Genomic DNA, 24,449 nt, shown 5'->3' on the forward strand with positions numbered 1-24,449 from the left:
TGCGTCGAACTCCCCGGGGCGGGCGGCGCGTCCGGCCCGGTCGGCGGCTCCGGGGGGTGCGCGCGGCCCCTTGTCGATCGCCCTGATATCCGAGCACGCGAGCCCGCTCGCCGCCCTCGGCGGCGTGGACGCCGGTGGTCAGAACGTGCACGTCGCCCAGCTGGCGGGCGCGCTCGCGGACCGGGGCCACCGGGTGACCGTCTACACCCGGCGGGACGACGCCGCCCTGCCGGACACGGTGCCGCTGCGGCGCGGGGTGCTCGTCCGCCATGTGCCGGCCGGTCCGCCCGAGCACCTGCCGAAGGACGAACTCCTTTCCCACATGCGGCCGTTCGCGCGCCATCTGGCCGACCGGTGGCGCGAGGAGCGCCCTGACGTGGTCCACTCCCACTTCTGGATGTCGGGGCTCGCCGGGCTCTGGGCGACCCGGGAGACGGGCATACCGCTCCTGCACACGTACCACGCGCTGGGCATCGTGAAGCGGCGCCACCAGGGCGCGGCGGACACGAGTCCCCCCACCCGCGTCGCGTACGAGCGGGAGGTGGGCCTGGGCTGCGACCGGGTCGTCGCCACCTGCCGCGACGAGGTCGAGGAGCTGGCCGCGATGGGCATCGCCCGCGTCAAGGCCGACATCGTGCCCTGCGGCGTCGACCCGGCCGCCTTCCGGCCGGACGGACCGGCCGCCCGGCGCGGACCGTACCGCCACCGCCTGCTGCACCTGGGCCGGCTGGTGCCCCGCAAGGGCGCGGCCGTCTCCGTCGCCGCCCTCGGGCGGCTGCCCGGCACCGAGCTCGTGATCGCCGGAGGGCCCGCGCCCGACGCGCTCGACGCGGACCCGGAGGTGCGGCGACTGCGCGCGCTCGCCGCCGAGACGGGCGTCGCGGACCGGGTGTTCTTCACGGGGGCCGTGCCGCCGGCGGCGGTGCCGGTCCTGATGCGGAGCGCCGACGTCGTGCTGTGCCCGGGGGACTACGAACCCTTCGGCATCGTGCCGCTGGAGGCCATGGCGTGCGGCCGGCCGGTCGTCGCCAGCGCGGTGGGAGGCCAGCTGGACACGGTGGCCCACGGTGTGAACGGCCTGCTGGTGCCGCCCGGCAGCCCACCTGTGCTGGCCGCGGCCGTTCGGCTGCTGCTCGCCGATCCCGCGCTGCGCGCGGAGTACGGCAGGGCCGGGCGGCGCCGGGTCCTCGAACGCTTCTCCTGGCAGCGCGTGGCCGGGGCGACGGAGGCGTCCTACCGGGCGGTGCTCGCCGCACACGCGCCGATGGCCGGAGCACTCTGACACCGACGACTGGCGAGGACACCGACGACTGGCGAGGGAGGTGCGGCCCGGTCCCGGCGGGGCACCCGGCCGACGCGACATGAACGAATCCGAGATCTACGAGGACGCACGGCTGCACTGCCGGGCGCTGTGCCAGGCCGTCGACCGTCTGGACGGTGCGGATCTGCGCCGGCTCGCCCGGTGGGGGCGCCGCCTCGCGGCGGTGCTCACCGACGGCGGGCGGCTGCTGGCGGCCGGCAACGGCGGCAGCGCCGCGCAGGCGCAGCACCTCACGGCGGAACTCGTCGGGCGCTACCGCGACGAGCGCCCCGCCTACTCGGCCCTGTCCCTGCACGCCGAGACGTCCAGCGTCACGGCCATCGGCAACGACTACGGCTTCGAGCAGGTCTTCGCCCGCCAGGTCGCCGCGCACGGCCGGCCCGGCGACCTCCTCGTCCTTCTGTCGACCTCGGGCCGCAGCCCCAACCTGCTGTCCGCCGCGATGACGGCCCGCTCCCGCGGCCTCGCCGTCTGGGCCGTCACCGGCCCCGGCCCCAACCCCCTCGCCGAGGCCTCGGACGACGCCCTGACCATCGACGCCGACACCACGGCGACGGTCCAGGAGGCCCACCTGGTGGTCGTGCACCTGCTGTGCGAGTTCTTCGACGCGTCCCTCGTGGACGCGGCCGCGGCGGACCGGGGCGCGCGCACCGGCCTGGCCACCGGGCCCGAGGGCGCCCCCGGGAGGGCCGCCGTGCCGACGGGGCCACCGGCCCGGGCGGGTGGCCACCCGCACGGGGGCGCGAACGGCCGACCGTACGGAGGTGCGTCGTGAGCCGAGGTCCGCTGGTCGTCGTGGGTGATCTGCTGCTCGACGAGGACATCGAGGGCGAGGCCGGCCGACTGGCGCCGGACGCGCCGGTGCCGGTGGTCGACGTGGCGGGGGTGTGGCGGCGGGCGGGCGGGGCGGGGCTCGCCGCGGTCCTCGCCGCGCGGCTCGGCTCCCGGTCCGGCGCGCGGCGCGGCGACCGGCGGAACGCCCCGGACGTCGTCCTCGTCACCGCGCTCGGCTCCGACGAGGCCAGTGCGGCGGCCCGGCGGTGTCTGGGCGACCGCGTGCGGCTCGTCACGGTGCCGCTGGACGGCACCCTGCCGGTGAAGACCCGGGTCCTGGCCGGCGGGCGGCCCGTCGTCCGGCTCGACCGGGGCGGTGGAACCCCGGGACGGCCCGGTACCGAGGTGGCGCGCGCGCTGGAGTCCGCGGGCGCGGTCCTGGTCTCCGACTACGGCCGGGGCACGGCCGACGCGCTGCGCGAGTGGCTCGCCGCGGCGGCCCGGCGCGTGCCCGTGGTGTGGGACCCGCATCCGCGCGGCGGCCCGCCGGTGGCCGGGACCCGTCTCGCGACCCCGAACGCGAAGGAGGCCGCGGCGTTGAGTCCGCGGCCGGGCTCGTCGCTGCGCTCGCACGCCGAGCGGGGCGCCGAGCTCGCCGAGCGGTGGGGCGCCACCCATGTCGTCATCACCCTCGGCGCGGCGGGGGCCCTGCTGACGAGGGCCGGTTCGACGGCTCCGCTGCTGGTGCCCGCGCCCGCCGTCAGCGGCGGCGACCCGTGCGGCGCGGGCGACTGCTTCGCCGCGGCGGCGGCGATGGCGCTCGCCGAGGGCGCCCTGCCGGAGGAGGCGGTGGAACGGGCCGTGTCCGAGGCCGCCGCGTTCGTCGGCGCGGGCGGCGCCTCGGCCGTGTCCGGCGCCCGACAGGACGCCACGCCCCCGACGCCCGGCCGCGAGCCCGCCCAGGACGCCTTCGCCCTCGCCCGCCGCGTCAGGGCCCGGGGCGGCACCGTGGTCGCCACGGGCGGCTGTTTCGATCTGCTGCACGCCGGCCACGTCGGTCTCCTGGAACGCGCCGGCCGGATCGGCGACTGCCTGATCGTGTGCGTCAACTCGGACGCCTCCCTCGCCCGGCTGAAGGGCCCCGGCCGTCCCCTCACCCCGCTCGCCGACCGGATGCGCGTGTTGGCCGCCCTCGGCAGCGTCGACGCGGTGGTGGCCTTCGACGAGGACACCCCGGAACGGCTCCTGGAGGCGCTGCGGCCGGACGTGTGGGTGAAGGGCGGCGACTACTCCCCCGACGGCCTCCCCGAGACCCGGGCCCTACGGCGCTGGGGTGGCCAGACGGTCGTCCTGCCGTATCTGGACGGCCGCTCGACGACCCTCCTGGCCGACCGAGCCGCCCGTGCCGCGGCGGCGGGACGGTCCGACCGATGAGCGCGCCGGAAGCCGCCGGCCGGGACACCACGCGGGATTCCCGGCCGCGCGGAGAGCGCACCGCGCCGGATCGCCGGCCGCCGGGCCGGGCCACCAGGCCGGCCGCCACACCGGGTCACCGGCCACCCGGCGACGGCACCGCGCCCGCCGCCACACGTGATCCTCGGCCGCCCGGCGACGGCACCGCGCCGGTGCGGCACGACCCGCACCATACGCCTGGTCGGGACGCCGCGCCCGCCGCCACACGTGATCCCCGGCCGCCCAGCGACGGCACCGCGCCGGTGCGGCACGACCCGCCCCGTACGCCGTGGGGCACCCGCTCTGGGCCCGCCGCCGCTCCCGAGCGGCCGCACCTGTCCCGTACGCCGAAGGCCTCGGCACTCACGGGGCAGACGTCCAAGGGCCGTTCCCCGCGACCCGACACCGGGCCCGCCGCCGCTTCCGAGCGGCCCGACCCGTCCCGTACACCTGACGAGGCGGCACCCACGGGGCAGCCCGACCCGCCCCGTATGCCGAAGAACCGCCCCTCCGGGCCCGGCGCCGCGCCGGGCGCCACCGCCGCTCCGCGGCACGGCCGTCTCTCCGGCGGGCGGCCGGTGGTGCTGGTGTTGCGGGCTCTCGGGCTCGGGGATCTGCTGACCGCCGTACCGGCGCTGCGGGCGCTCCGGCGGGCGCTGCCGGAGCATGAGCTGGTGCTCGCCGCGCCGCGGGAGCTGGCGCCGGTGGCGCGGGCCACGGGGTGCGTGGACCGGCTGCTGGACGCCTCGGGTCCTGGACGGAGCGTGCCCGCCCTGCTGCCGGGCGAGGCGCGCGGCCCGCACCTGGCGGTGAATCTGCACGGGCGCGGGCCCGCCAGTCACCGTCTGCTCGCCGGGCTCGGGCCGGAGCGTCTGTGGGCCTTCCGCCACCCGGAGGTCCCGGGCGTGCGGGGACCTGCCTGGATCCCGGACGAGCACGAACGGCTGCGCTGGTGCCGGCTGCTGCGCTGGTACGGGCCGGCCGCCGATCCGGACGACGTCCTGATCGCGCCGCCGGCCGGGGCCCGGTCCCCGCTGCCGGGCGCGGTCGTGGTCCACCCCGGGGCGCAGGCGGCCGCCCGGCGCTGGCCGGTGGACCGGTTCGCGGCGGTGGTACGGGGCGTGCGCCGGGCGGGCCTGCCGGTGCTGGTGACGGCGGGTCCGGGCGAGGGCCCGCTCGCCCGGTCGGTCGCGGAGCACGCCGGTCTGCCCCCGTCGGCGGTGATGGGCGGGGACGGCGCGGGCGAGGGGATTCCGTTCGAGGAGCTGTGCGGGCTGGTCGCCGCCGCGCGCTGTGTCGTGGTCGGGGACACGGGCCTCGCTCATCTGGCGACCGCGCTCGGCACCCGCTCGGTGGTGCTCTTCGGGCCGGTGTCACCGGCGCTGTGGGGGCCGCCGGAGAACGGACGCCACCGGGCGCTCTGGCACCCGGGGCACGGCCCGGCAGCCGGGAGCCCGGGCGATCCGCACGCGGACCGGCCGGACCCCCGGCTGCTGGAGATCACGGTCGACGAGGTCCTGGAGGCCGTCCTCGCCCTGTCGGCGTCCGCCGCTCCCGCCGCTGACGCCGGTCGCCCCACTGACGCCGGTCGCCCCGCCCCCGTCGTCGAGGCGGCGAGCCGGTGAGCCGGCGGTCCGCTTCCGGGCGCGCACCCGCGCCCGGCCCGGTGGAGGCGCTCCGCTCAGGCCGCGCTCTCCAGCGCGGGCCGGGTGAGGGGCGTGCGGACCTCGACCGGCTCGGGAAGCGGCTTCGGCGTCATCCGGACGGTCGCGCCGGCGGTCCGGGGACCGCGCAGCAGCCATCCGGCGGTCACCGCGGCCGCGACGACCAGGCCGCCGGTGACCAGGGCGCCCCGCGCGCCCAGGATCTCCATGAGCAGGCCCAGGGTGGGCGGCGCGGCCAGGCCCCAGAGGGTGCGGATGCTATTCCAGGCGCCGAGGACGCGGCCGCGCATGTGGGGCGGCGGGTCGGTCTGCAGCAGGGTGTTCTGGGCGGTGTCGGTGACGGACTCGGCGACGGCCATGGGCAGCGCGAGCACCACGAGGAACATCAGGGACGGCGAGACGCCCGCGACCACCTGGAGGAGTGCGCCGCCCGCGGTGAGGAGGGCGACCATCCGGACCCGGGGGCTGCGCAGCCGCGCGCCGAGCACCGCGCCGACGATGCCGCCGACGGCCAGCGCCGTGGAGACGGCGCTGAAGGAGCCGGCGGAGCCGGCGAGCGGTCCGGTGACCAGGACGGCGAGGGTCAGGGAGTAGTTGCGGCCGAAGAGTGCGCTGACCGCGTTCAGGGCCGCGAGGGCGACGAGCCGGGGGCGCCGGGCGAAGAAGACCAGGCCACCACGGACGCTGGTGTCGGAGGCGTCGGCCGCGTCGGCCGCCGCTCGTGCGGGGCCGGTGGACCCGTCGGCGGCGGAACCGGCCTCCATCGCCCCGTGCTGGGGACGGATCAGCGTCAGGAACGGGATCACGGCCGCCACGAAGAAGAACGAGACGCCGTTGGCGACGTAGGCGGCGGCCGTGCCGAGCGTCGCGACGGTGATGCCGGCCAGGGCGGCACCCGCGAGCCGGCCCGCGCTGTGGGCGAGCGAACCGACGCCGATGGCCGAGGGGACGTCCCGGGCGGGCACGAGGTCGTTGCCGAGCAGCGCGCAGGCCGGGCCGTCGACGGTGGCGACGAGGCCGGTGAGGACGGCGAGCCCGAGGAGGACGGGCAGGTTCAGCTGGTCGAAGGCGACGAGGGCGGCGGTGGCCAGGGCCACCAGGCCGAGCGTCACCTGGGCGAGCGCGGCGGTCACCTTGCGGGGCCAGCGGTCGACGACGGCTCCGCCGAGCAGCCCCATGAGCAGGCCGGGGGCGGCCTGGGCGGAGATGGAGAGGCCGGCGGCGGCGGGCGAGCCGGTGATCTGCAGGACCAGCAGGTTCTGGACGGTCAGCTGCATCCAGGTGCCGGTGTTGGAGACGAGGTGGGCGACGGCCCACCAGCGCATGCTGCGGTGGCGGAGCGAGCGCCAGGGCGACCTGTCGTCGTCGGCGGGGCGGCGGGCGCCGCGACGCGCGGACGCGGCGGAGGACAGGGCCCGCCAAGGGCGGAGGACCGAGGAGGACGGGGAGGAGAGCAGACGCAAGGAAGGCACGGGATCACCGGGCGCGGCGCGAGGCACGCGCGGAAAGTGGAGGGAGCGGGGGCGGCGGGAGCGGCGGGGCGACCGCGATCCGTCGCGCCGGGAACGCCGGGGACATCGGCGGCACCGAGGACACCGGCACGGTGGGAGCGGGTCAGCGGCCCATCGTGGCAGACGGTCTCCGAGAAGAGGGTGACCCCCCTTACACGGCGCCACCACCGCGGTCGCGACCCACCCCAACTCCCTTGTCGCAGAAGCCTTGTGGGGGTCGCGTGGGCTTGCTCACACACATCGGACGAATGCGTGCAGGAAGGGCAGGAAGGGACAGAGATGAACAACGGGATGAACGACGGGACGAACGACGGAGCAAAGATCACACTCGAGGGCCGGTCGGCCCTCGTCACCGGCGGAGCGAGAGGCCTGGGCGCGGCGATCGTCCGCAGGCTGGCGCGCGCCGGAGCGACGGTCCTGGTCGCCGACGTCCGGCAGGAGCTGGCGAAGGAGCTGTGCGAGAGCCTCGTGGCCGAGGGCCGGCAGGCGCGGCCGGTCGGGCTCGACGTACGGGACGCGGAGGCGGTCGAGGAGCTCTTCGAGGACCTCGACGCCTCGGGCGGTGCGGTGGACGTGCTGGTGAACTGCGCCGCCGTGGACGTCACCAAGTCCGTGGCCGAGCTCACGTCCGAGGAGATCACGCGGGTGATCACGACGGACCTGCTGGGCCCGATGTACCTGTGCCGCGAGGGCTACCGCCGCATGGTCGCCCGGGGCGGCGGTCACATCGTGAACATCCTGTCGACCGCCTCCCTCCGTACCTGGACCGAGGCGGGCCCCTACTCCGCGGCGAAGACGGGTCTGCGCGCGTTCACGCACACCCTGTTCAAGGAGGCGCAGCGGGACTGCCCCGGCATCGGGGTCACGGGAATCGTCGCGGGCGGCATGGAGACGCCGTTCATCATGGAGCGCTTCCCGGAGACCGACACGGCGCTGCTGCAGAGCCCGGAGGTCGTCGCGGACGCCGTGATGTACGCGCTCTCGGTGCCGGCGGGCAGCGCGGCCGCCGAGCTGGTCGTCGTACCCCGGCGCGAGGTGTCCTGGCCGTGAGGCGGGGCACCCGCCCCCCACGGGACGACGAGACAGCGGACGAGCGGACGAGACGGACGGGAAGGTGGCCGCCATGAAGGCCGTCACGTGGCAGGGCCGGCGCAAGGTGTCGGTGGAGACGGTGCCCGACCCCGTGCTGCGGGAGCCGACCGACGTGATCGTGCGGATCACGTCGAGCGGGCTGTGCGGGTCGGACCTGCACCTGTACGAGGTGCTGGGGCCGTTCCTCGACCCCGGTGACGTGCTCGGGCACGAGCCGATGGGTGTGGTGGAGGAGGTGGGCGCGGAGGTCCGGCGGCTCAAGCCGGGCGACCGGGTGGTGGTGCCGTTCAACGTCTCCTGCGGCACCTGCCCCATGTGCCTGAGCGGGCTGCACTCGCAGTGCGAGACGACCCAGGTGCACCAGTACGGCACGGGCGCCGCCCTGTTCGGCTACACCAAGCTGTACGGGCAGGTGCCCGGCGGGCAGGCCGAGTATCTGCGCGTGCCGTTCGGCGACAGACTCCCCATCCCGGTGCCCGAGGGCCCGCCGGACGACCGCTTCGTGTACCTGTCGGACGTGCTGCCGACGGCGTGGCAGGCCGTGGAGTACGCCGAGGTGCCGCGCGGCGGTTCGGTCGCGGTCCTCGGTCTCGGCCCGATCGGCGACATGGCCGCCCGGATCGCCCTGCTGCGCGGGGCGGAGCTCGTGGTCGGCATCGATCCGGTGGCCGACCGCCGTCACCGGGCGGCGGCCCGCGGGGTGCAGGTCCTGGACCCGTCCGACTCGGAGCTGGTGGACCGGGTGCGGGACCTGACCGACGGGCGCGGACCCGACGCGGTGATCGACGCGGTCGGCATGGAGGCCCACGGCGCGCCGGTCGCGCACGGCCTGCACACGATGGTCTCCCTCCTGCCCGACGTGCTCGCCCGGGGCCTGATGCGCCGCTACGGCGTGGACCGCCTGTCCGCGCTGCACCTGGCGGTGGAACTGGTGCGCCGGGGCGGGACCGTCTCGGTCGCCGGGGTGTACGGGGGCGCGGCCGACCCGATGCCCCTGCTGGTGATGTTCGACAAGCAGCTGCGGCTGCACATGGGCCAGGCGAACGTCCTGCGCTGGGTCGACGACCTGCTGCCGCTGCTCACCGACGCCGATCCGCTCGGCGTGGACGACTTCGCCACCCACCGGCTGCCGCTCGCCGAGGCCCCGGACGCCTACGCGATGTTCCAGGCCAAGCGCGACGGCGTGGTGAAGGTGCTCTTCCGGCCCTGAGCCGCTGCGGGGGCGGCGCGCCGGGCATCGGGCCGGCGGGCCGCCGCCCGGTGCCCGGGCCGGCTCGCACCCCGACCGCCGGGGCGGTGCATGACCTCCGTGTCCCGGAGCAGACGCAGGGACATGGGCGCGTGCGCCGCGTGCCCGTGACCCCGTGTGTCATCCGTGATCCCCGTGTGTGAAAGGACCTTCGTCATGACCGCACCCGCCACCACCACGCTCGGCCCGCGAAGCGACCTGTCCCAGGTCTTCGAGCTCGCCCAGCAGCTGCGCGTGGACTCGGTGCGCGCCAGTACGGCGGTGGGCTCGGGGCACCCCACCTCCAGCCTGTCAGCGGCCGACCTGATGGCGGTGCTGATGACCCGCCATCTGCGCTACGACTGGGACGCGCCCGACGACCCGGCGGGCGACCACCTCGTCTTCTCCAAGGGGCACGCCTCGCCGCTGCTGTACGCGATGTTCAAGGCCGCCGGCGCGATCGGCGACGACGAGCTGATGACGACGTACCGCCGCCTCGGACACCGGCTCCAGGGTCACCCCACCCCCGAACTGCCGTGGGTGGACGTGGCCACCGGCTCCCTCGGCCAGGGCATCGGCTACGCCGTCGGCATCGCGCTGGCGGTCCGTGACCTGGAGAAGCGGTCCTCGCGGGTGTGGGTGCTGTGCGGGGACAGCGAGACGTCCGAGGGTTCGGTGTGGGAGGCGCTCGACAAGGCCGGGCACCACCGGCTCGCCAACCTCACCGTCCTGATCGACGTGAACAGGCTGGGTCAGCGCGGTCCCACCGAGCTGGAGTGGGACACCGGCGCGTACGTCCGCCGCGCGGAGGCGTTCGGCTGCCGGGCGATCGAGGTCGACGGTCACGACCTGGAGGCGATCGACCGGGCGCTGACCACGGCCGCGGACGGGCAGGCGCCCACGGTCATCGTCGCCAGGACCGTCAAGGGCCGTGGCGTGTCGGAGGTGGCCGACAAGGACGGCTGGCACGGCAAGGCGCTGCCCGAGGACATGGCCGAACGCGCCGTCGCCGAACTCGGCGGCGTACGCGATCTGCGGGTGCGCGGCCCGCGCCCGTCCGCCGACGGATCGGCTCCCGCCGGCAGGGCGCGGGACGGGGCCGTGAGCGTGGAGCTGCCCCGCTACGAGGTCGGGGACGAGGTCGCCACCCGGGTCGCCTTCGGCGCCGCCCTGGCCGCGGTCGGCGCGCGTCCCGAGGTGGTGGCCCTGGACGCCGAGGTCGGCAACTCGACCCATGCCGACGAGTTCGGCAAGGCCCACCCGGAGCGGTACTTCCAGACCTACATCGCCGAACAGCAGATGATCGCCGACGCGGTCGGCATGGCGGTCCGCGGCTTCCGCCCCTACGCCACCACCTTCGCCGCCTTCCTCACCCGCGCCCACGACTTCATCCGCATGGCCGCCGTCTCCCGGATCACGATGGCGCTCTGCGGAACGCACAGCGGTGTCGAGATCGGCGCGGACGGCCCCTCCCAGATGGGTCTCGAGGACCTCGCCATGATGCGGGCCGTCCTCGGCTCCACCGTGCTCTACCCGAGCGACGCCACCTCGGCGGCCGCCCTGACCGCGGCCATGGCCGACCTCGACGGCATCTCCTACCTCCGCACCACCCGCGGCTCCTACCCCGTCCTCTACGGCGCCGACGAGACCTTCCCCGTGGGCGGCTCGAAGACCCTCCGCGAGCACGGCACCGACGACCGGGTCACCCTCGTCGGCGCCGGCGTCACGCTGCACGAGTGCCTCGCCGCCGCCGATGAGCTGGCCGCGGACGGTGTACGGGCCCGGGTCGTCGACCTCTATTCCGTGAAGCCCGTCGACACCGGCACCCTCGTCCGCGCGGCGCGGGAGACCGGCGCCCTCGTCGTGGTCGAGGACCACCACCCCGAGGGCGGCATCGGCGAGGCCGTCCTGTCGGCCCTGGCGTCGTACGGCGGCGAGCGGCCGGCCTTCGCCCACCTCGCCGTCACGGACCTTCCGGGCTCCGGCACCACCGAGGAACTCCTCGACGCCTGCGGCATCTCCCGGAACCACATCGCCCGGGCCGCCCGTGAACTCCTCGCCCCCTAGGGCGGGGATGGTGGCGGGGGCGGCTCTCTTTGGACGAGGAGGAGGGCGACGTCGTCGGTGCGGTGCGCGGCGTCCGTGACGTGGCTGATCAGGTCGTCCGCGAGGTCGTCGAGGTCACGCGCCCGTGACCGGCCCAGGCGCTCGGCCAGGTCCGCCATGGCCGTACCGATGTCGCTGCCGGGGGCCTCGACGAGCCCGTCGGTGTACAGGGCGAGGACGGAGCCGGGCTCCCAGGGCAGCTCCGTGGTGCGGTAGTCGGCGTCGGCCGTGACGCCGATGCCGAGGAGCAGTCCCGGAGGGACGTCGAGGACCTCGGTGCGCCCGTCGGGGTGGCGCAGCAGGGGCGGCGGGTGTCCGGCCGTCGCCACCCGGAGGCGGCCCAGGACCAGGTCGAACTCGGCGATCAGACAGCTGGTGAAGCGGTCCGGGTCGAGGTCGGCCATCAGCCGGTTGGTCCGCGCCAGGATGTCGCCGGGCGACGCGCCGGCCGTGGCGTGCGCGTGGACGGCGGTGCGCACCTGCCCCATCAGGGCCGCGGCGGTCGTGTTGTGGCCCTGGACGTCGCCGATGACGGCGATGACGGTGGTGGGGGTGGCGTGGACGAGGTCGTAGAAGTCGCCCCCGATGTCCATGCCATGCCCTGCGGGCAGATAGCGGGCGGCGACGGCGACCCCGGGAAGCGGGGTCAGGCCGTGCGGCAGCAGGCCCGTCTGGAGGCTGTGCGCGAGGGAGTGCTTGGCGTCGTAGAGCCGGGCCCGCGCCAGGGCCTGGGCGATCAGGCCGGCCAGTGAGGTGAGCAGCGCCCGCTCGGCCGGCGGGAAGGGCCGCGGCCGGTCGTACGAGAGGATCAGCGAGCCCACGGGACGGCCGGAGGCGATGAGGGGCAGGAAGGCCCAGGCGTTGCGCCCCTCGTAGCGCGGCGCGTGGGGGTGCGCGCGGCGCAGGGCCTCGTACGTGGGGAAGAAGACCGGGACACCGGTGGCGAGCACCTGGGCGTCCGCGACCTCCGCGGTCAGCGGGGTGCCGTCGAAGCGGTCGACGAACTCCTGGCGGTAGCCGCGGTGACCGATGATGCGGAGACGGCCCTCGTCCGCGCTCATGAGGACGAGGCCGCGCGGGCCGAAGGAGGGCACGATCTGGTCGGCGACGAGTTCGACGACGTCCTGGACGCCGGCGGCCTCGGCCAGGGACGCCGCCAGATGCATGAGCTGGTACACGGCGGTGGCGCCGACGGGCTCGACCGGTCGCACCGACGTCGTGTCCCCGGTCCCGGTCGTGGCCCCGGTGGCCGCCTCGGTGGGGGGCTGGGCGGTGAGCTCGCTGATGTGCACGCTGACGCCCGTGACGTCGGGATAGAGCTCGAACAGCAGCCGGGTCGCGGGCCGCCGCACGGCGGTGAACGACGTGGGCCGGCGGGTGACCACCGCCTCGCGGTAGCGGTCCTCGAAGTCCGGGTCGTTCAGCCAGAGCAGCACCTCCCAGGGCCGTCTGCCCAGCAGAGCGGCCGCGCCGGCGTTCACCAGCTCGGCACCGGCGGTGTTGATGAAGGTGATGCGCCCGTCGAGGTCGAGCGCGCAGCACCCCACGGGCAGCCGTTCCGCGAAGTCCACGGCGGCCGCGCCGAGGGCGGGGTCGGACTCGGAGGGACGTGCCGGATGCACGACGCGCGGTTCCGCGGGCGGCGGCACCGGCGGGTCCTGCTCGGCGGCCCGCCGCAGCAGCCGCGCCGACCGGCGGCAGCAGTCGTCGAGCGCCGTCCGTTCGCGTGCGTCGAGTTCGGGGGCGTGCCAGATCGGCCAGAGCAGGACGATGCCGCCCCACACGGTGTCGGTGCCGGTGTCGGTGCCCGCTTCTGGGTCGGCGAGGGGCGCGGCCGCCAGCATGAAGTCGTACGGCAGCACGATCCCGACCCGCGGATAGCGGCGGGCGATCTCCTGCTGGCCGCCCAGCCAGACGAGCCTGCGGTCCCGGATGGCGTCGGCGACCGGGATGGGGGCGTCGGCCGGGACCCGGACCCACGGTGCGGCGATCTCCGGGGAGACGCCCGACACCAGGGCCAGCCTCAGCATCCGCTCGCCCGGCACCTGCAGATAGAGGAGCCCGATCGACGCCTCGGTCTGACGCATGACGTCGGCGACGACGGCGTCCATCCGCCCGTCGCCGAAGACGTCCTCGGTGTTCGCACCGGTCGGGCCGCCCACGCCGCTCACCCACGGGCCGGGCGTGCCGGTCGGGCGGCGGCGCGGCGTCGACGGCGGAGCACCACACCCATATGCGGACCTTACGTCGGTCGGCGGCCGCTCGCGCGACAAGCCGGCCGCTCCGGCGCGCGCAGGTGCGGCGTGATCACGGCGCCGGCGGCACCAGCTCCGGGTGGGCCTTGAGCAGTCTCGGCGGGGCCGCCTGGCACCACGAGTCCACGACGATCGCCCGCAGCTCCTCCGCGTCGTCGAGGGCGCCGATGCGGACCCTTACCCAGGCGAAGGCCGCCTCGTGGTCCGCGACCCAGAACTTCTGCGGCTCGGCGAGGACCAGCTCGTCGCGCTCCAGTTTCGGGCAGCGGACGGCCATCGACGTCTCGTCGTCGGGGAGCGTGAGGAACATCTTCCCGGCGACCCGGAAGGTGGGCATGGCCCAGGCCTCCTTCTCCCTGGTCGCCGGCAGGGCGAGGGCGAGTTCACGGACTTCGGCGGAGGTGATCATGCCCCGACCGTACGGCCTTCCACTGACATCGGGACGGGCCCGACGCGTAGGCTTCGCACGGCACGGACGCGGCAGGGGGCTGAGGACATGGCGACGGAGCCGGCACGCAGGTGGGGGGCCACGAAGGGGTCCACGTGGGAATCCGCCCTCGATGCGGTCGTGGTGTACGCGGAGGGCGCGCTGTGCCGCCGGATCGCGCGGGGCGTCGTGCCGCCGGACGGCCGCGTGCGGGTCACGGGTCTGCCCCGCTCCCTCGACCCGGGTTCGCTGCGGGTGCGCGTGCTCGGCCCGTCCGGGATGCGGGTCACGGAGGCGCGGGTCGAGGTCGAGGCCGAACCGCCCGCCGCCGGCGCGGCCGAGGGGCTGCGGCGCGAGGTGGAGCGGCTGCGTGACGCGTACGCGGCGGCGCGGGCCCGCCGGGACCGGCAGGCGGGCCTCATCGAGGAGGTCGGCGGGCTGCGCCCGGTGCCACCGCCCCGCAAGCGCGAGGACCCGCACCGCCGCACCCCCGTCGACGCGTGGCTGGAACTCGCCGACTTCGTGGACGCCCGGCTCACCGGCCTGCACGCCCGCCTGACCGAGCTGGACGAGGCCCTGGCCCTCGCCGGCCACGAGCTGGCCCTCGCCGAGGACACCCTCGCCCGCGCCTCCACCGCCGCCCCGGCAGCCCACCTGGCCACCACGGTCTCCGCGGTCCTCACCCTCACCGCCCCGGACGGCCCATCCACGGGGCCGGGCCAGACGCGGGCGCCGGGGACGGGGCCTCAGGCTGCGGCCGGGCCGGGGCCAGGGGCAGAGCCCCGCCCCGATGGGCCGCGCCCCGAATCGGCGCCCGGGCCGAGCGCGGAATCGACGTCCGGGCTGGAGGTGGAGCTGGAGTACGGGGTGCCGGGGGCCGTCTGGGTACCGGGCTATCGGCTCACGCACCGTCAGGGCGACGGCGACGGGCGGCTGGTGCTGCGGGCGTCGGTCGCCCAGCGGACCGGTGAGGACTGGACCGGTGTGCGGATCGCCCTGGCCACCGCCGACCTGCGGCGCAGGACGGACCTGCCGCAGCTGCGGTCGATCCGCATCGGGCGCCGCCAGGCGGCTCCCGCGCCGTCGGGCTGGCGCGAGCCGCCGGCCGGCCTCGCCGGCCTGTTCGCCGGGTACGACGCCGCCGGACCGCGTCCCGTCACCGTGGCGGGAGGCGCCGCGGCAAGCGGACCGCGTCCCATCACCGTGCCCGCCGGGCGGCCGGCCGTGACGGGAGGCGCCTCCGCGGCCGGACCGCGTCCCGGGCCATCCGCCCCGGCGGGAGGCACCACCGCGAGCGGGCCGCGTCCCGTCACCCCGCCCCCCGGGTACCCAGCCGCCTCCGGGTCCGTGCCGCCGCCACCCCCGCCGGCGCCCGCCGTGCCCGCACCGGTGGCGGTGCCGCCACCGGTCGCGCCGACCCACGCCGGGGCGCCCGCGTCCCTGCCCACCCCCGGCAGCGCGTACGGCGGCGGATACGGCGGCCCGCCCGAGGTCTTCCGGCAGGCCTTCGCCGGGGCTCCCGCTCCGGCCGGCCGCCCGTCCGGGCCCGGCGCTCCCGGCGCGGCCGCGCCCGCTCCGGCGGCCCCGCCGGCGGTGGCCGGTCCGCCGCGGCCGGACGGCGCGGAGCTCGACTACGCCTCCCTCGTCCTGAGCGGCGCCGACGAGCCGGGCGGTCGGCGGGGGCTGCTGTTCCCCGAGGCCCCGTTCGACCCGGTGGCGGCCGAGTACCGCCGGCGCGCCGAGGCGGTGGCCGGGCTGCCGCTGCCCGGCCACGCCGTGCGGCCCCGCGAGTCGGCGGGCTCCTTCGACCACCGCTTCGACGCCGCCGCCCGCGCCGACATCCCGTCGGACGGCACCTGGCACACCGTGACCGTGGGCGAGATCCCGGTCGGTCTGCGCACCGAGTACCTCTGCGTGCCGTCCGTGGAACAGACGGTCTACGCCACGCTGGTGCTGTCCAACGCCACCGACCAGGCGCTGCTGGCCGGGCCGGTGGAGGTCGTCGTCGACGACGAGTTCCTGCTGACGGCGGCGCTGCCCACGCTCGCCCCGGGTGGTGTGCGGAGGGTGGGGCTCGGGCCGGCCGAGGGCGTGCGGGTGACCCGTCGTACGCACCTCGCCGAGTCGACCTCGGGCCTGCGCAACACCACCACGGTGCTCGACCACCGCGTCCACGTGGAGCTGGCCAACCGGCTCGCGGGTCCGGTCACCGTCGAGGTCCGGGAGCGCGTGCCCGTCACCTCCGATCCGGACGTCCGGATCGAGGAGCGCGCCGGCTGGTCCGTGCCCGAGGAGGGCACCGAGCCGGAGCAGCACGCCCCGGGCACCCGTATCCGGCGGGTGGAACTGCCCGCTGGCGGCACCGCCGCCCTCGACGGCGGCTACGAGATCCGCATCCCGGCCGGCAAGGCCCTGGTCGGCGGCAACCGCAGGAGCTGACAGCCACCATGTCCCCCACCTCGCCCGTGCCCCCGGCTCCCGCACCGGAGTCCGCCCCGCCGTCGTCCGACTCCGCACGGCCGGTCCCCCTGCCCGTCACGGCCGTCACCTGTCTGGAGGACCGCGCGCATGTCGAGCGCACCGCCGTGCTCGACCTGACGGCCGGCGTCCAGCGGCTGCGTCTCGGCCCGGTCAGCGCGCTCGCCGTCGACCGCACCCTCCACGCGGAGCTGATCGGCGACCGTCCGGCCACGGTGCTCGACGTACGGATCGTCCGCGACTGGACGCCGCGCGGGCCGGGGGCTCCCGCTGACGGCGACTCCGCCCTGCGCCGGCACACCCACGCCCTCGAAGGGGAGCGGCTCGCCCTCGAACAGCGCCGGGACAGGTTGCGCGCCCGCCTCGACCTGCTCGGCCGGCTGGCCGAGGATCTGCTGCGGGAGATCGGTGAGGGCGCGGGCGCCGGGGAGTTCGAGGGGCAGCGGTGGGCCCGTGAACTGGACCGGGTGGACGGCGAACGCGACACCTGCGGCGAGGAGCTGCGCGCCGTGGAGGCGCGGCTCGCCGCCGTCGGTGTGGAGCTCGGCGAGGCGGAGCGGGCCATGGAACGGTCCGAGGAGGAGCCCGCCGAGCTGGTCGGCCATGTCGAGGTGACCGTGGAGTGCGCGGTCGCCGGGCCGGTGACGCTGCGCCTGAGTCATCTGACGCCGTGCGCACTGTGGCGGCCGGCCTACCGGGCGGTACTCGACGGGGACTCCCTGACGCTGGAGACCGACGCGGTGGTCTGGCAGCGCACCGGCGAGGACTGGTCGGACGTACGGCTGACGCTGTCGACGGCCCGGTCGTCGCTGGCCGGCGAGCCGCCGCGGCTGGTCGAGGACCGGCTGACGCTGAAGGACCGCTCCGCCGCCGAGCGCCGCACCGTCGACGTCGAGCTGCGGGAGGAGGAGATCGGCACCCTCGGTCCGGCCGCCGTGCTGGGGCTGCCGGGTGTGGACGACGGGGGCGAGGTGCGGGTGATGGCCGCGCCCGCACCGGTCTCCGTGCCCGGGGATGGCCGTGCTCACCGGGTGCCGCTGTCGTCCTTCACCACGGTCGCGAGCAGCGAGTACGCCTGCTCGCCGGAGCTGTCGCCGCTGGTCACCCGGCTGGTGCGGTTCGACAACCGCTCCGGTCACGCCCTGCTGGCGGGGCCGGTGGACCTGGTCCGCGGCAGCGGGTTCGGCGGCCGGGCCACGCTGGACTTCACCGCTCCCGGCGCCGCCGCCGAGCTCGCCTTCGGCGGCTCCGACGACTGCCGGGTGGTCCGGTACGCCGAGGAGTCCCGCGACACCTCCGGGATCACCCAGCGGACCGTGGTCACCCGTACCGTACGGCTCCATCTGTCGCGGTTCTCGGCGCCCGGCGAACGCGGCGACCGGCTCGTCGTGCTGCGGGAGCGGATCCCGGTGTCGGAGGTGGCGGCGGTGGAGGTGCGGGTGCGCGAGGCGGACTGCTCCCCCGCGCCCGACGTCGTCGACGCCGAGGGCATCGCCCGCTGGGAGGTCGCCCTTCCACCGGGCGGGCGGCGCACGGTCACCCTGGTCTACGAGCTGTCGGCGAAGGCGAAGGTCGCCGGCCTCTGAGGGCGGCACCACCTTCTCGGGCCATCACGAGGGATAAATCGGCTTTTCCGATCCATTTCCGCCGGGTAGGGGCTCTGCGTGTTCTCACGGTCCCGCGGTCCGCCGTGCGCGACCATACGGACGCCGTAACAGTCACGATGAGCGGAAGAAGGAACCGACGTGCCCGGCAGCGAGAGCGAAAACCCGGCGATTCCCTCCCCGACCCCTACGGAGAAGCGGCCCCAGAGGAACCAGGACTGGTGGCCGAATCAGCTGGACCTTCAGGTTCTCCACCAGCATTCGCCCCTGTCCGATCCGATGGGCGCGGAGTTCGACTACGCGAAGGAGTTCGCGAGCCTCGACGTCGAGGCGCTGAAGCGGGACGTCTTCGCGGTGATGACGGACTCCCAGGAGTGGTGGCCGGCCGACTACGGCCACTACGGGCCGCTGTTCATCCGGATGAGCTGGCATGCCGCGGGGACGTACCGCATCGCCGACGGCCGGGGCGGTGGGGGCAGCGGCGCGCAGCGGTTCGCCCCGCTCAACAGCTGGCCGGACAACGCGAGCCTGGACAAGGCGCGCCGGCTGCTGTGGCCGGTGAAGCAGAAGTACGGGCGGAAGATCTCCTGGGCCGATCTGCTGGTCTTCGCCGGCAACTGCGCCATGGAGTCCATGGGGTTCAAGACCTTCGGGTTCGGTTTCGGGCGCGAGGACATCTGGGAGCCCGAGGAGATCTTCTGGGGTCCCGAGGACACCTGGCTCGGGGACGAGCGCTACAGCGGTGACCGGGAGCTCACCGGCCCCTTCGCCGCCGTGCAGATGGGACTGATCTACGTCAACCCGGAGGGCCCCAACAGCAATCCGGATCCGCTCGCGGCCGCGCGGGACATCCGCGAGACCTTCGGGCGCATGGCGATGAACGACGAGGAGACGGTCGCGCTGATCGTCGGCGGGCACACCTTCGGCAAGTGCCACGGCGCGGTCGACCCGCAGTACATCGGCCCGGAGCCCGAGGCCGCCCCCATCGAGCAGCAGGGCATCGGCTGGCGGAACACGCACGGCACCGGCCGGGGCGCCGACACCCTCACCAGCGGGCTCGAGGGCGCGTGGACCACCGAGCCGACGCGGTGGGACAACGGCTACCTGGACAACCTGTTCCGTTACGAGTGGGAGCTGACCCGCAGCCCCGCCGGTGCGCACCAGTGGAAGCCCACCGACCCGGCGGCCCAGGGCACCGTGCCGGACGCGCACGACCCGTCGAAGCGGCACGCCCCGATGATGCTGACGACCGACCTCGCGCTCAAGGCGGACCCGGTCTACGCGCCGATCGCGAAGCGCTTCCACGAGAACCCGGACGAGCTCGCGGACGCGTTCGCCAAGGCCTGGTACAAGCTGCTGCACCGTGACATGGGACCGCTGTCGCGCTACCTCGGCCCGTGGATCCCCGCCCCGCAGCTGTGGCAGGACCCCGTGCCCGAGGTCGATCACCCGCTGGTCGGGGAGCAGGACATCGCCGCCCTGAAGGCCAGGATCCTCGACTCGGGCCTCTCCCTCCCGCAGCTGGTCACGACGGCCTGGGCGTCGGCGGCGAGCTTCCGCGGCACCGACAAGCGCGGCGGGGCCAACGGGGCGCGGATCCGGCTCGCGCCGATGAAGGACTGGGAGGTCAACGATCTGCCGGAGGTGCGGCAGACGATCGAGACCCTCGACCGGATCCGTCAGGACTTCGAGGGCTCGGGCGGCGGGACGAAGGTGTCGCTGGCCGACCTGATCGTCCTGGGCGGGTGCGCGGCCGTCGAGCGTGCCGCGCGGAACGCCGGCCACGACATCACCGTCCCGTTCGCGCCGGGCCGTACGGACGCCTCGCAGGAGCAGACGGACGTGGACGCGTTCGCGGTCCTCGAACCGCGGGCGGACGGGTTCCGCAACTACCTTCCGTCGGGAGAGAAGCTCTCGCCGGAGACGCTGCTCCTCGACCGCGCCAACCTGCTGACGCTGACCGCTCCCGAGATGACGGTGCTGGTCGGCGGCATGCGAGCGCTGAACACCGGTTTCAAGGGGTCCCGCCACGGCGTGTTCACCGACCGGCCGGAGGCGCTGACCAACGACTTCTTCGTCGGGCTCCTCGACATGGGCACGGAGTGGAAGGCGTCGCGGTCCGACGAGAACGTCTACGAGGGCCGGGACCGCGCCTCCGGCGAGGTGAAGTGGACGGCGACCCCGGTGGACCTCGTCTTCGGTTCGCACTCCCAGCTGCGGGCCCTGGCGGAGGTGTACGCGGCGGCGGACGCGGGCGAGAAGTTCGTCCGTGACTTCGTGGCCGCGTGGGACAAGGTGATGAACCTCGACCGGTTCGACCTGCGCCGGGCCGGGTGACCTTTCCCTCCGGGCGGCGGCGCGTGCGTGTCGCGGACGCGCCGCCGCCCGTACGGGGTCGGGGTCGTGGCCCGGGTCGCCGGGGTCAGAGGTCGCGCAGGGCGGGCAGCAGCTTGCTCTCGGCCCAGTGCAGGAACGGCAGCTGGTGCGCACCGCCGATCTGGACGAGCGCGAGCTCGGTGAAGCCGGCCTCCGCGTAGGGCCGGGCGGCTTCCACGACCGCCTCGACGTCGTCCCCGCACGGGATCTGCTCCGCCACGTCCTCCGGCCGCACGTGCTCGGTCGCCTGCTCGAAGCCGACCGGCAGGGGCAGTTCGGAGTTGAGCCGCCAGCCGCCGACCGACCACCGGAACTGGTCGTGGGCACGGGCCACCGCCGCCTCGCGATCGGTGTCGTAGCAGATGGGCAGCTGCCCGACGCGCGGCTTGCCCGCGCCGCCGTTCCGGTCGAAGGCCTCGACCAGCTCGCTCTTGGGCTCGGTGGCGACGAGCAGGTCCGCGTGCCGTCCTGCGAGCGCGCAGGAGAGCGAGCCGGAGACGGCGATCCCGAGCGGTGGAGGCGGGTCGGGGAGGTCCCAGAGCCGGGCGTCGTCGACCTGGTAGTGCGGCCCGTGGTGGGACACGTATCCGCCGCCGAAGAGCGCGCGGATGATCTCCACGGCCTCCTCCAGCATGTCCAGGCGGACGCGCGCGGAGGGCCAGCCCTCGCCGACGATGTGCTCGTTGAGGTTCTCACCCGAGCCGAGGCCGAGGCGGAAACGGCCCTCGGAGAGCAGCTGGACGGTCGCCGCCTTCTGGGCGATCACGGCCGGGTGGTAGCGGAAGGTCGGGCAGGTCACGAAGCTCATCAGGGGGATGCGGGAGGTGGCCTGCGCGGCCGCCCCGAGCACGCTCCACGCGTAGGGTGCGTGGCCCTGCGACTCCAGCCAGGGGAAGGAGTGGTCCGAGATCACGGAGAAGTCGAAGCCCGCCCGCTCGGCCTCGACCACGTGCTCGACCAGCTCCCTGGGGCCCGCCTGTTCGGTCATCATCGTGTAGCCGATCTGCATCATGCCCTGGCGGCTTGCCATGACCGGGGGTTCGTAAACGGACGTGTGCCGCGATTTGCGGGCATGCCCGGTGGGCGATATGCCGGATTCGGAGCCCCTGGCCGGGGCCCCGGCCGACAGCGGGAGCGGAACGGGAGGACGTCGTGGCGAAGCGCGCGCTCGTCGTGATCGACATGATCAACGCCTACCGGCACGAGGACGCCGAGCTGCTCGTGCCGTCCGTGACCGAGGCACTGCCCCGCATCGTCGACCTGCTCGCGCGGGCCCGGGCCGCGGGCGTCCCGGTCGTGTACGCGAACGACAACTTCGGCCGGTGGCGCTCCCACCACGGCCAGATCCTCGACATGGCGCTCTCGGGCCGGCATCCCGAGCTGGTCGACCCCGTCCGGCCCGACGAGGACTCCCTCTTCGTCGTCAAGGCGCGCCATTCGATCTTCTACGAGACACCGCTGGCCTATCTCCTGCGCACCCTTGAGGTCGACGAACTCGTGCTCACGGGCCAGGTGACCGAGCAGTGCGTGCTCTACTCCGCCCTGGACGCGCACATCCGGCACCTCGGTGTGGTCGTGCCCCGGGACGCGGTGGCCCACATCCACGAGGACCTGGCGGGCGCGGCCCTGCGGATGGTGGAGCGGAACATGGGCGGACGGGTCGTCCGCGCCGCGGAGATCACCTGGTGACCCGCGGCGCCGGGACTACTCGTCGGCGCTGGGCACCTGGAGCGGATGGTCCGGCGCGGACTTCCGTTCCTCGGCCATGCGCTCGCCGAGCGCGACGAGCTGCTTGCGCCCCATCGCCTTGCGGACGTCGGGGAACCACTCCTTCTCCTCCTCCTCGACGTGGTGCCGCACGTTCTCCATGAGCACGGACATCTTGGCGTCGAACCGCTCGTCCCGCGGGTCGAGACCGGTGAGCTCCGAGAGCATCCACAGCACCACGTGGTGCTCCTCGACGCTCTCCAGGACGTGGTCGGTGGTGTCGGGCGCCGCTTCGCGGGCCGCCGGGTAGAAGACCCGCTCCTCGATCCAGGCGTGCGCGGTGAGCTCGCGGATCACCGCGTCGGCGATCTCCCGCTTGCGGTCGTGGGCGTCGTCCCCGACCCGCTCGAACTCCTTGAACAGCTTCTCCACCGTCTTGTGGTCCTCGCGGAGCAGCACGATGCCGTCCATGGCGGGTCCTTCCTCGTTCGGGCCGCCGCCCGGCCGGCCGACCGGGCGGTCCGCATCCGCGAATGCCCCGTGGACGGGCGGTGAACCACCGGTTCTCGGCCGACCCGGTGTGGGCGGGGCGGTTCCCGGGCACCCATCAGGACGTGCGGCTGCGGACGAGCGACCCCGAGCGGCCCGGCTGGCGAAGGATCCGCCACGGCCGGGGCTTCCGTTACGTCGACGAGGAGGGCCGGCCCCTGTCGCCCTCCGACCGGGCGCGGGTCCTGGCCCTGGTCATCCCGCCCGCCTGGCGCGACGTGTGGATCTGCCCGTGGCCGAACGGCCATCTGCAGGCGGTGGGAACCGACGCGGCCGGCCGCCGGCAGTACCTGTACCACGAGGAGTTCCGGGCGCGGCAGGAGCGCGCCAAGCACGCCCATGTCCGGGAGGCCGCGGCGGCGCTGCCCCGGCTCCGGCAGGCCGTCGGTGAGGACCTCGCCCGGCGCGGTCTGTGCCGGGAGCGGGTCCTCGCCTGCGCGGCCCGGCTGCTCGACCTCGGCTTCCTCCGCGTCGGCGGCGACCGCTACCAGCGGGACAACGACTCGTACGGTCTGACCACACTGCGGCGCGAGCACGTCCGCTGTGCGCGCGGCCGGGTCGTCTTCGACTTCCCCGGCAAGTCGGGCCGCCACATCACCATCGACATGGCCGACGACTCCGTCCTGCGGGTGGTGCGCGCGCTGCTGCGCCGGCGCGGCGGCGGTGACCGGCTCTTCGCCTACTGGCAGGGCCGGGCCTGGCACGATCTGCGCGCCGACGAGCTGAACGCCTATCTGCGGGACCGGTCGGGCGTCGACATGAGTGCCAAGGACTTCCGGACCTGGCACGCCACCGTCCTGGCCGCCGTGGCGCTCGCCGTCTCGGAGCAGGCCGGCCGGGACTCGCTCACCGCGCGCCGCAGGGCGGTCCGGCGGGCGGTCTGCGAGGTCGCGGACTACCTGGGCAACACCCCCGCCGTCTGCCGCACTTCGTACATCGCCCCCCGGGTCATCGAGCGGTACGCCGACGGCGAGACCGTCGCCCCGGCCCTCGACGGTCTCGGCAAGGACGTCGCCTTCGGCCGTCCGGCCACCCAGGGCGCGATCGAGCGTGCGGTGCTCGACCTGCTGGACGAGGACCGTCCGGCCCGGCGAGGTGCCCGGGCCGCACGCTGAGACGCCCGCCGCGGCGGTGGCGGCGCGGTCAGCCCTCGACGCCCGTGGCGGCGTGCGAGGCGCCCACCGGCTTGGACTCCGGTGAACCGCGCTGGCGCAGGTAGACGGAGAGGATGGCCATGGCGGCGACGGCCAGGAGCTCCGACTGCCAGTTCTGGAGCGATCGGTTCCAGAAGTCGGCGGAGCCGAGGTAGGAACCCCATCCGAGGGGGTCCTGGAGCTGGCGCAGCCGCTGGTCGTTGTATGCGGAGACGCCCGACACGGACTGGGCCAGCCAGGACAGCAGGAAGAGAGCAGCCATGGTGAGGCCGAGGGAGCGGGAGAACAGGCCCTGGCGCCAGTCCTTCGTCCCGGCCCAACGCGGCGAGTCGTGGCGGGCGTGGTCGCCCATGCGCTGGTCCCGCTCGCTCTCGGTGCCGGTCCGGTCCGGTGGCTTCGACTCGGGCGAGCCGCGCTGGACGAGGTGGACGGTGCCGAAGATGTAGAGGAAGAACTGCAGGAACTCCGACTGCCAGTTCTCGGTGACGTCGACGGCGAAGTCCGAGGACATGAGGTAGTCGCCGAGCCCGACCTGCTGGAGGCCCTCGACGGCGAGCTGCTCGTTGAACTCGGCGCGGCCGGCGACGGCCTGGGCGGCGAGGACGACCAGGAAGGCGGCCCCGAACGCGAGGGAGAGGCTGTTCGACCGCCAGAAGCCCGTCCGGCCGGAGCGGGAGCGGGCACCCCGCGCGCTCACCGGTGCATCGCCCCGATGACGGTGAAGTACGCGAGGCCGCCCAGAATGGTCAGG

Annotated in this window: 18 protein-coding genes; 12 read left to right on the forward strand and 6 right to left on the reverse strand. The window is 75.1% G+C overall.

Annotation, left to right across the window (positions count from 1 at the left end; translation table 11 throughout):
- Nucleotides 1-70: 70 nt before the first annotated feature.
- The 4 genes from ACFY7C_RS02465 (at nucleotide 71) to ACFY7C_RS02480 (ending at nucleotide 5,172) form a co-directional block, all read left to right on the forward strand.
- Complete coding sequence (locus ACFY7C_RS02465; RefSeq protein WP_389642512.1) at nucleotides 71-1,282, forward strand: glycosyltransferase; 1,212 nt, start codon at nucleotides 71-73, stop codon at nucleotides 1,280-1,282.
- 79 nt (nucleotides 1,283-1,361) lie between these two features.
- Nucleotides 1,362-2,096: an SIS domain-containing protein gene (locus ACFY7C_RS02470; RefSeq protein ID WP_389642515.1), complete on the forward strand. Its 735-nt coding sequence runs from the start codon at nucleotides 1,362-1,364 to the stop codon at nucleotides 2,094-2,096.
- Nucleotides 2,093-3,529 (forward strand): D-glycero-beta-D-manno-heptose 1-phosphate adenylyltransferase, encoded by a 1,437-nt coding sequence (gene rfaE2, locus ACFY7C_RS02475; RefSeq protein WP_389642517.1) that lies wholly within the window; start codon nucleotides 2,093-2,095, stop codon nucleotides 3,527-3,529. Before ACFY7C_RS02470 ends, rfaE2 begins: the two co-directional genes overlap by 4 nt.
- Before the next feature lie 509 nt (nucleotides 3,530-4,038).
- Entirely contained in the window at nucleotides 4,039-5,172 is a 1,134-nt protein-coding gene (locus ACFY7C_RS02480; RefSeq protein ID WP_389642520.1) for a glycosyltransferase family 9 protein, read from the forward strand.
- Nucleotides 5,173-5,228: 56 nt separating this feature from the next.
- On the opposite strand, the gene ACFY7C_RS02485 is transcribed toward ACFY7C_RS02480, so the two are convergent.
- Nucleotides 5,229-6,536 carry an MFS transporter gene (locus tag ACFY7C_RS02485; RefSeq protein ID WP_389645896.1) on the reverse strand — a complete coding sequence of 436 codons (1,308 nt, stop codon included), beginning with the start codon at nucleotides 6,534-6,536 and terminating at the stop codon, nucleotides 5,229-5,231.
- A 465-nt stretch (nucleotides 6,537-7,001) separates the two neighbouring features.
- On the opposite strand from ACFY7C_RS02485, the gene ACFY7C_RS02490 reads away from it, so the two are divergent.
- The 3 genes from ACFY7C_RS02490 to ACFY7C_RS02500 all read left to right on the forward strand — a co-directional run bounded on the left by ACFY7C_RS02490 (nucleotide 7,002) and on the right by ACFY7C_RS02500 (nucleotide 11,109).
- Nucleotides 7,002-7,772, forward strand: coding sequence for an SDR family oxidoreductase (locus tag ACFY7C_RS02490; protein WP_389642522.1), 771 nt, complete (start codon nucleotides 7,002-7,004; stop codon nucleotides 7,770-7,772).
- 73 nt (nucleotides 7,773-7,845) lie between these two features.
- On the forward strand, nucleotides 7,846-9,024 hold the full coding sequence (locus ACFY7C_RS02495) for an alcohol dehydrogenase catalytic domain-containing protein (RefSeq protein WP_389642525.1): 1,179 nt from the start codon (nucleotides 7,846-7,848) through the stop codon (nucleotides 9,022-9,024).
- A 195-nt stretch (nucleotides 9,025-9,219) separates the two neighbouring features.
- Entirely contained in the window at nucleotides 9,220-11,109 is a 1,890-nt protein-coding gene (locus tag ACFY7C_RS02500; RefSeq protein WP_389642528.1) for a transketolase, read from the forward strand.
- Here the strand turns inward: ACFY7C_RS02500 and ACFY7C_RS02505 are convergent.
- The gene (locus tag ACFY7C_RS02505) at nucleotides 11,106-13,259 is read right to left on the reverse strand and encodes a SpoIIE family protein phosphatase (protein ID WP_389645899.1); all 2,154 of its coding nucleotides are present in this window, start codon (nucleotides 13,257-13,259) and stop codon (nucleotides 11,106-11,108) included. The two genes, ACFY7C_RS02500 and ACFY7C_RS02505, sit on opposite strands and share 4 nt — an antisense overlap.
- A gap of 196 nt (nucleotides 13,260-13,455) precedes the next feature.
- Nucleotides 13,456-13,812 (reverse strand): MmcQ/YjbR family DNA-binding protein, encoded by a 357-nt coding sequence (locus tag ACFY7C_RS02510; protein ID WP_389642531.1) that lies wholly within the window; start codon nucleotides 13,810-13,812, stop codon nucleotides 13,456-13,458.
- A 159-nt stretch (nucleotides 13,813-13,971) separates the two neighbouring features.
- On the opposite strand from ACFY7C_RS02510, the gene ACFY7C_RS02515 reads away from it, so the two are divergent.
- The 3 genes from ACFY7C_RS02515 (at nucleotide 13,972) to katG (ending at nucleotide 20,249) form a co-directional block, all read left to right on the forward strand.
- A complete protein-coding gene (locus tag ACFY7C_RS02515) occupies nucleotides 13,972-16,269 on the forward strand; it encodes a DUF4139 domain-containing protein (RefSeq protein ID WP_389642534.1) in 2,298 nt (765 codons plus the stop codon).
- An 8-nt stretch (nucleotides 16,270-16,277) separates the two neighbouring features.
- Complete coding sequence (locus ACFY7C_RS02520) at nucleotides 16,278-17,894, forward strand: mucoidy inhibitor MuiA family protein (RefSeq protein ID WP_389642537.1); 1,617 nt, start codon at nucleotides 16,278-16,280, stop codon at nucleotides 17,892-17,894.
- A 159-nt stretch (nucleotides 17,895-18,053) separates the two neighbouring features.
- Nucleotides 18,054-20,249 (forward strand): catalase/peroxidase HPI, encoded by a 2,196-nt coding sequence (gene katG, locus ACFY7C_RS02525; RefSeq protein ID WP_389642540.1) that lies wholly within the window; start codon nucleotides 18,054-18,056, stop codon nucleotides 20,247-20,249.
- Between the two features lie 85 nt (nucleotides 20,250-20,334).
- Here katG and ACFY7C_RS02530 read toward each other — a convergent pair whose 3' ends face one another.
- Nucleotides 20,335-21,300, reverse strand: coding sequence for a TIGR03557 family F420-dependent LLM class oxidoreductase (locus ACFY7C_RS02530; protein WP_389645902.1), 966 nt, complete (start codon nucleotides 21,298-21,300; stop codon nucleotides 20,335-20,337).
- Between the two features lie 140 nt (nucleotides 21,301-21,440).
- Between ACFY7C_RS02530 and ACFY7C_RS02535 the strand changes: the two genes are divergently transcribed.
- Nucleotides 21,441-21,977, forward strand: coding sequence for an isochorismatase family cysteine hydrolase (locus tag ACFY7C_RS02535; RefSeq protein WP_389642543.1), 537 nt, complete (start codon nucleotides 21,441-21,443; stop codon nucleotides 21,975-21,977).
- 15 nt (nucleotides 21,978-21,992) lie between these two features.
- On the opposite strand, the gene ACFY7C_RS02540 is transcribed toward ACFY7C_RS02535, so the two are convergent.
- Nucleotides 21,993-22,466: a hemerythrin domain-containing protein gene (locus ACFY7C_RS02540; protein ID WP_389642545.1), complete on the reverse strand. Its 474-nt coding sequence runs from the start codon at nucleotides 22,464-22,466 to the stop codon at nucleotides 21,993-21,995.
- 143 nt (nucleotides 22,467-22,609) lie between these two features.
- Here ACFY7C_RS02540 and ACFY7C_RS02545 point away from each other — a divergent pair, with 143 nt between their 5' ends.
- Complete coding sequence (locus tag ACFY7C_RS02545; RefSeq protein WP_389645905.1) at nucleotides 22,610-23,659, forward strand: DNA topoisomerase IB; 1,050 nt, start codon at nucleotides 22,610-22,612, stop codon at nucleotides 23,657-23,659.
- A gap of 28 nt (nucleotides 23,660-23,687) precedes the next feature.
- Here the strand turns inward: ACFY7C_RS02545 and ACFY7C_RS02550 are convergent, their stop codons facing one another.
- Nucleotides 23,688-24,395 carry a DUF6766 family protein gene (locus tag ACFY7C_RS02550; protein WP_389642548.1) on the reverse strand — a complete coding sequence of 236 codons (708 nt, stop codon included), beginning with the start codon at nucleotides 24,393-24,395 and terminating at the stop codon, nucleotides 23,688-23,690.
- Between the last annotated feature and the right edge of the window lie 54 nt (nucleotides 24,396-24,449).

It is taken from the genome of Streptomyces sp. NPDC012769 (assembly GCF_042901205.1).
In the GTDB taxonomy this organism is placed as follows: domain Bacteria; phylum Actinomycetota; class Actinomycetes; order Streptomycetales; family Streptomycetaceae; genus Streptomyces.

What these genes read in the sequence shown, in the direction of transcription:
- ACFY7C_RS02470 (WP_389642515.1), top strand. Translation starts at nt 1,362, where the DNA reads ATGAACGAATCCGAGATCTACGAGGACGCACGGCTGCACTGCCGGGCG.
- ACFY7C_RS02480 (WP_389642520.1), top strand. Translation starts at nt 4,039, where the DNA reads ATGCCGAAGAACCGCCCCTCCGGGCCCGGCGCCGCGCCGGGCGCCACC.
- ACFY7C_RS02485 (WP_389645896.1), bottom strand. Translation starts at nt 6,536, where the DNA reads ATGCGCTGGTGGGCCGTCGCCCACCTCGTCTCCAACACCGGCACCTGG.
- ACFY7C_RS02490 (WP_389642522.1), top strand. Translation starts at nt 7,002, where the DNA reads ATGAACAACGGGATGAACGACGGGACGAACGACGGAGCAAAGATCACA.
- ACFY7C_RS02495 (WP_389642525.1), top strand. Translation starts at nt 7,846, where the DNA reads ATGAAGGCCGTCACGTGGCAGGGCCGGCGCAAGGTGTCGGTGGAGACG.
- ACFY7C_RS02500 (WP_389642528.1), top strand. Translation starts at nt 9,220, where the DNA reads ATGACCGCACCCGCCACCACCACGCTCGGCCCGCGAAGCGACCTGTCC.
- ACFY7C_RS02505 (WP_389645899.1), bottom strand. Translation starts at nt 13,259, where the DNA reads ATGGACGCCGTCGTCGCCGACGTCATGCGTCAGACCGAGGCGTCGATC.
- ACFY7C_RS02510 (WP_389642531.1), bottom strand. Translation starts at nt 13,812, where the DNA reads ATGATCACCTCCGCCGAAGTCCGTGAACTCGCCCTCGCCCTGCCGGCG.
- ACFY7C_RS02520 (WP_389642537.1), top strand. Translation starts at nt 16,278, where the DNA reads ATGTCCCCCACCTCGCCCGTGCCCCCGGCTCCCGCACCGGAGTCCGCC.
- ACFY7C_RS02530 (WP_389645902.1), bottom strand. Translation starts at nt 21,300, where the DNA reads ATGATGCAGATCGGCTACACGATGATGACCGAACAGGCGGGCCCCAGG.
- ACFY7C_RS02540 (WP_389642545.1), bottom strand. Translation starts at nt 22,466, where the DNA reads ATGGACGGCATCGTGCTGCTCCGCGAGGACCACAAGACGGTGGAGAAG.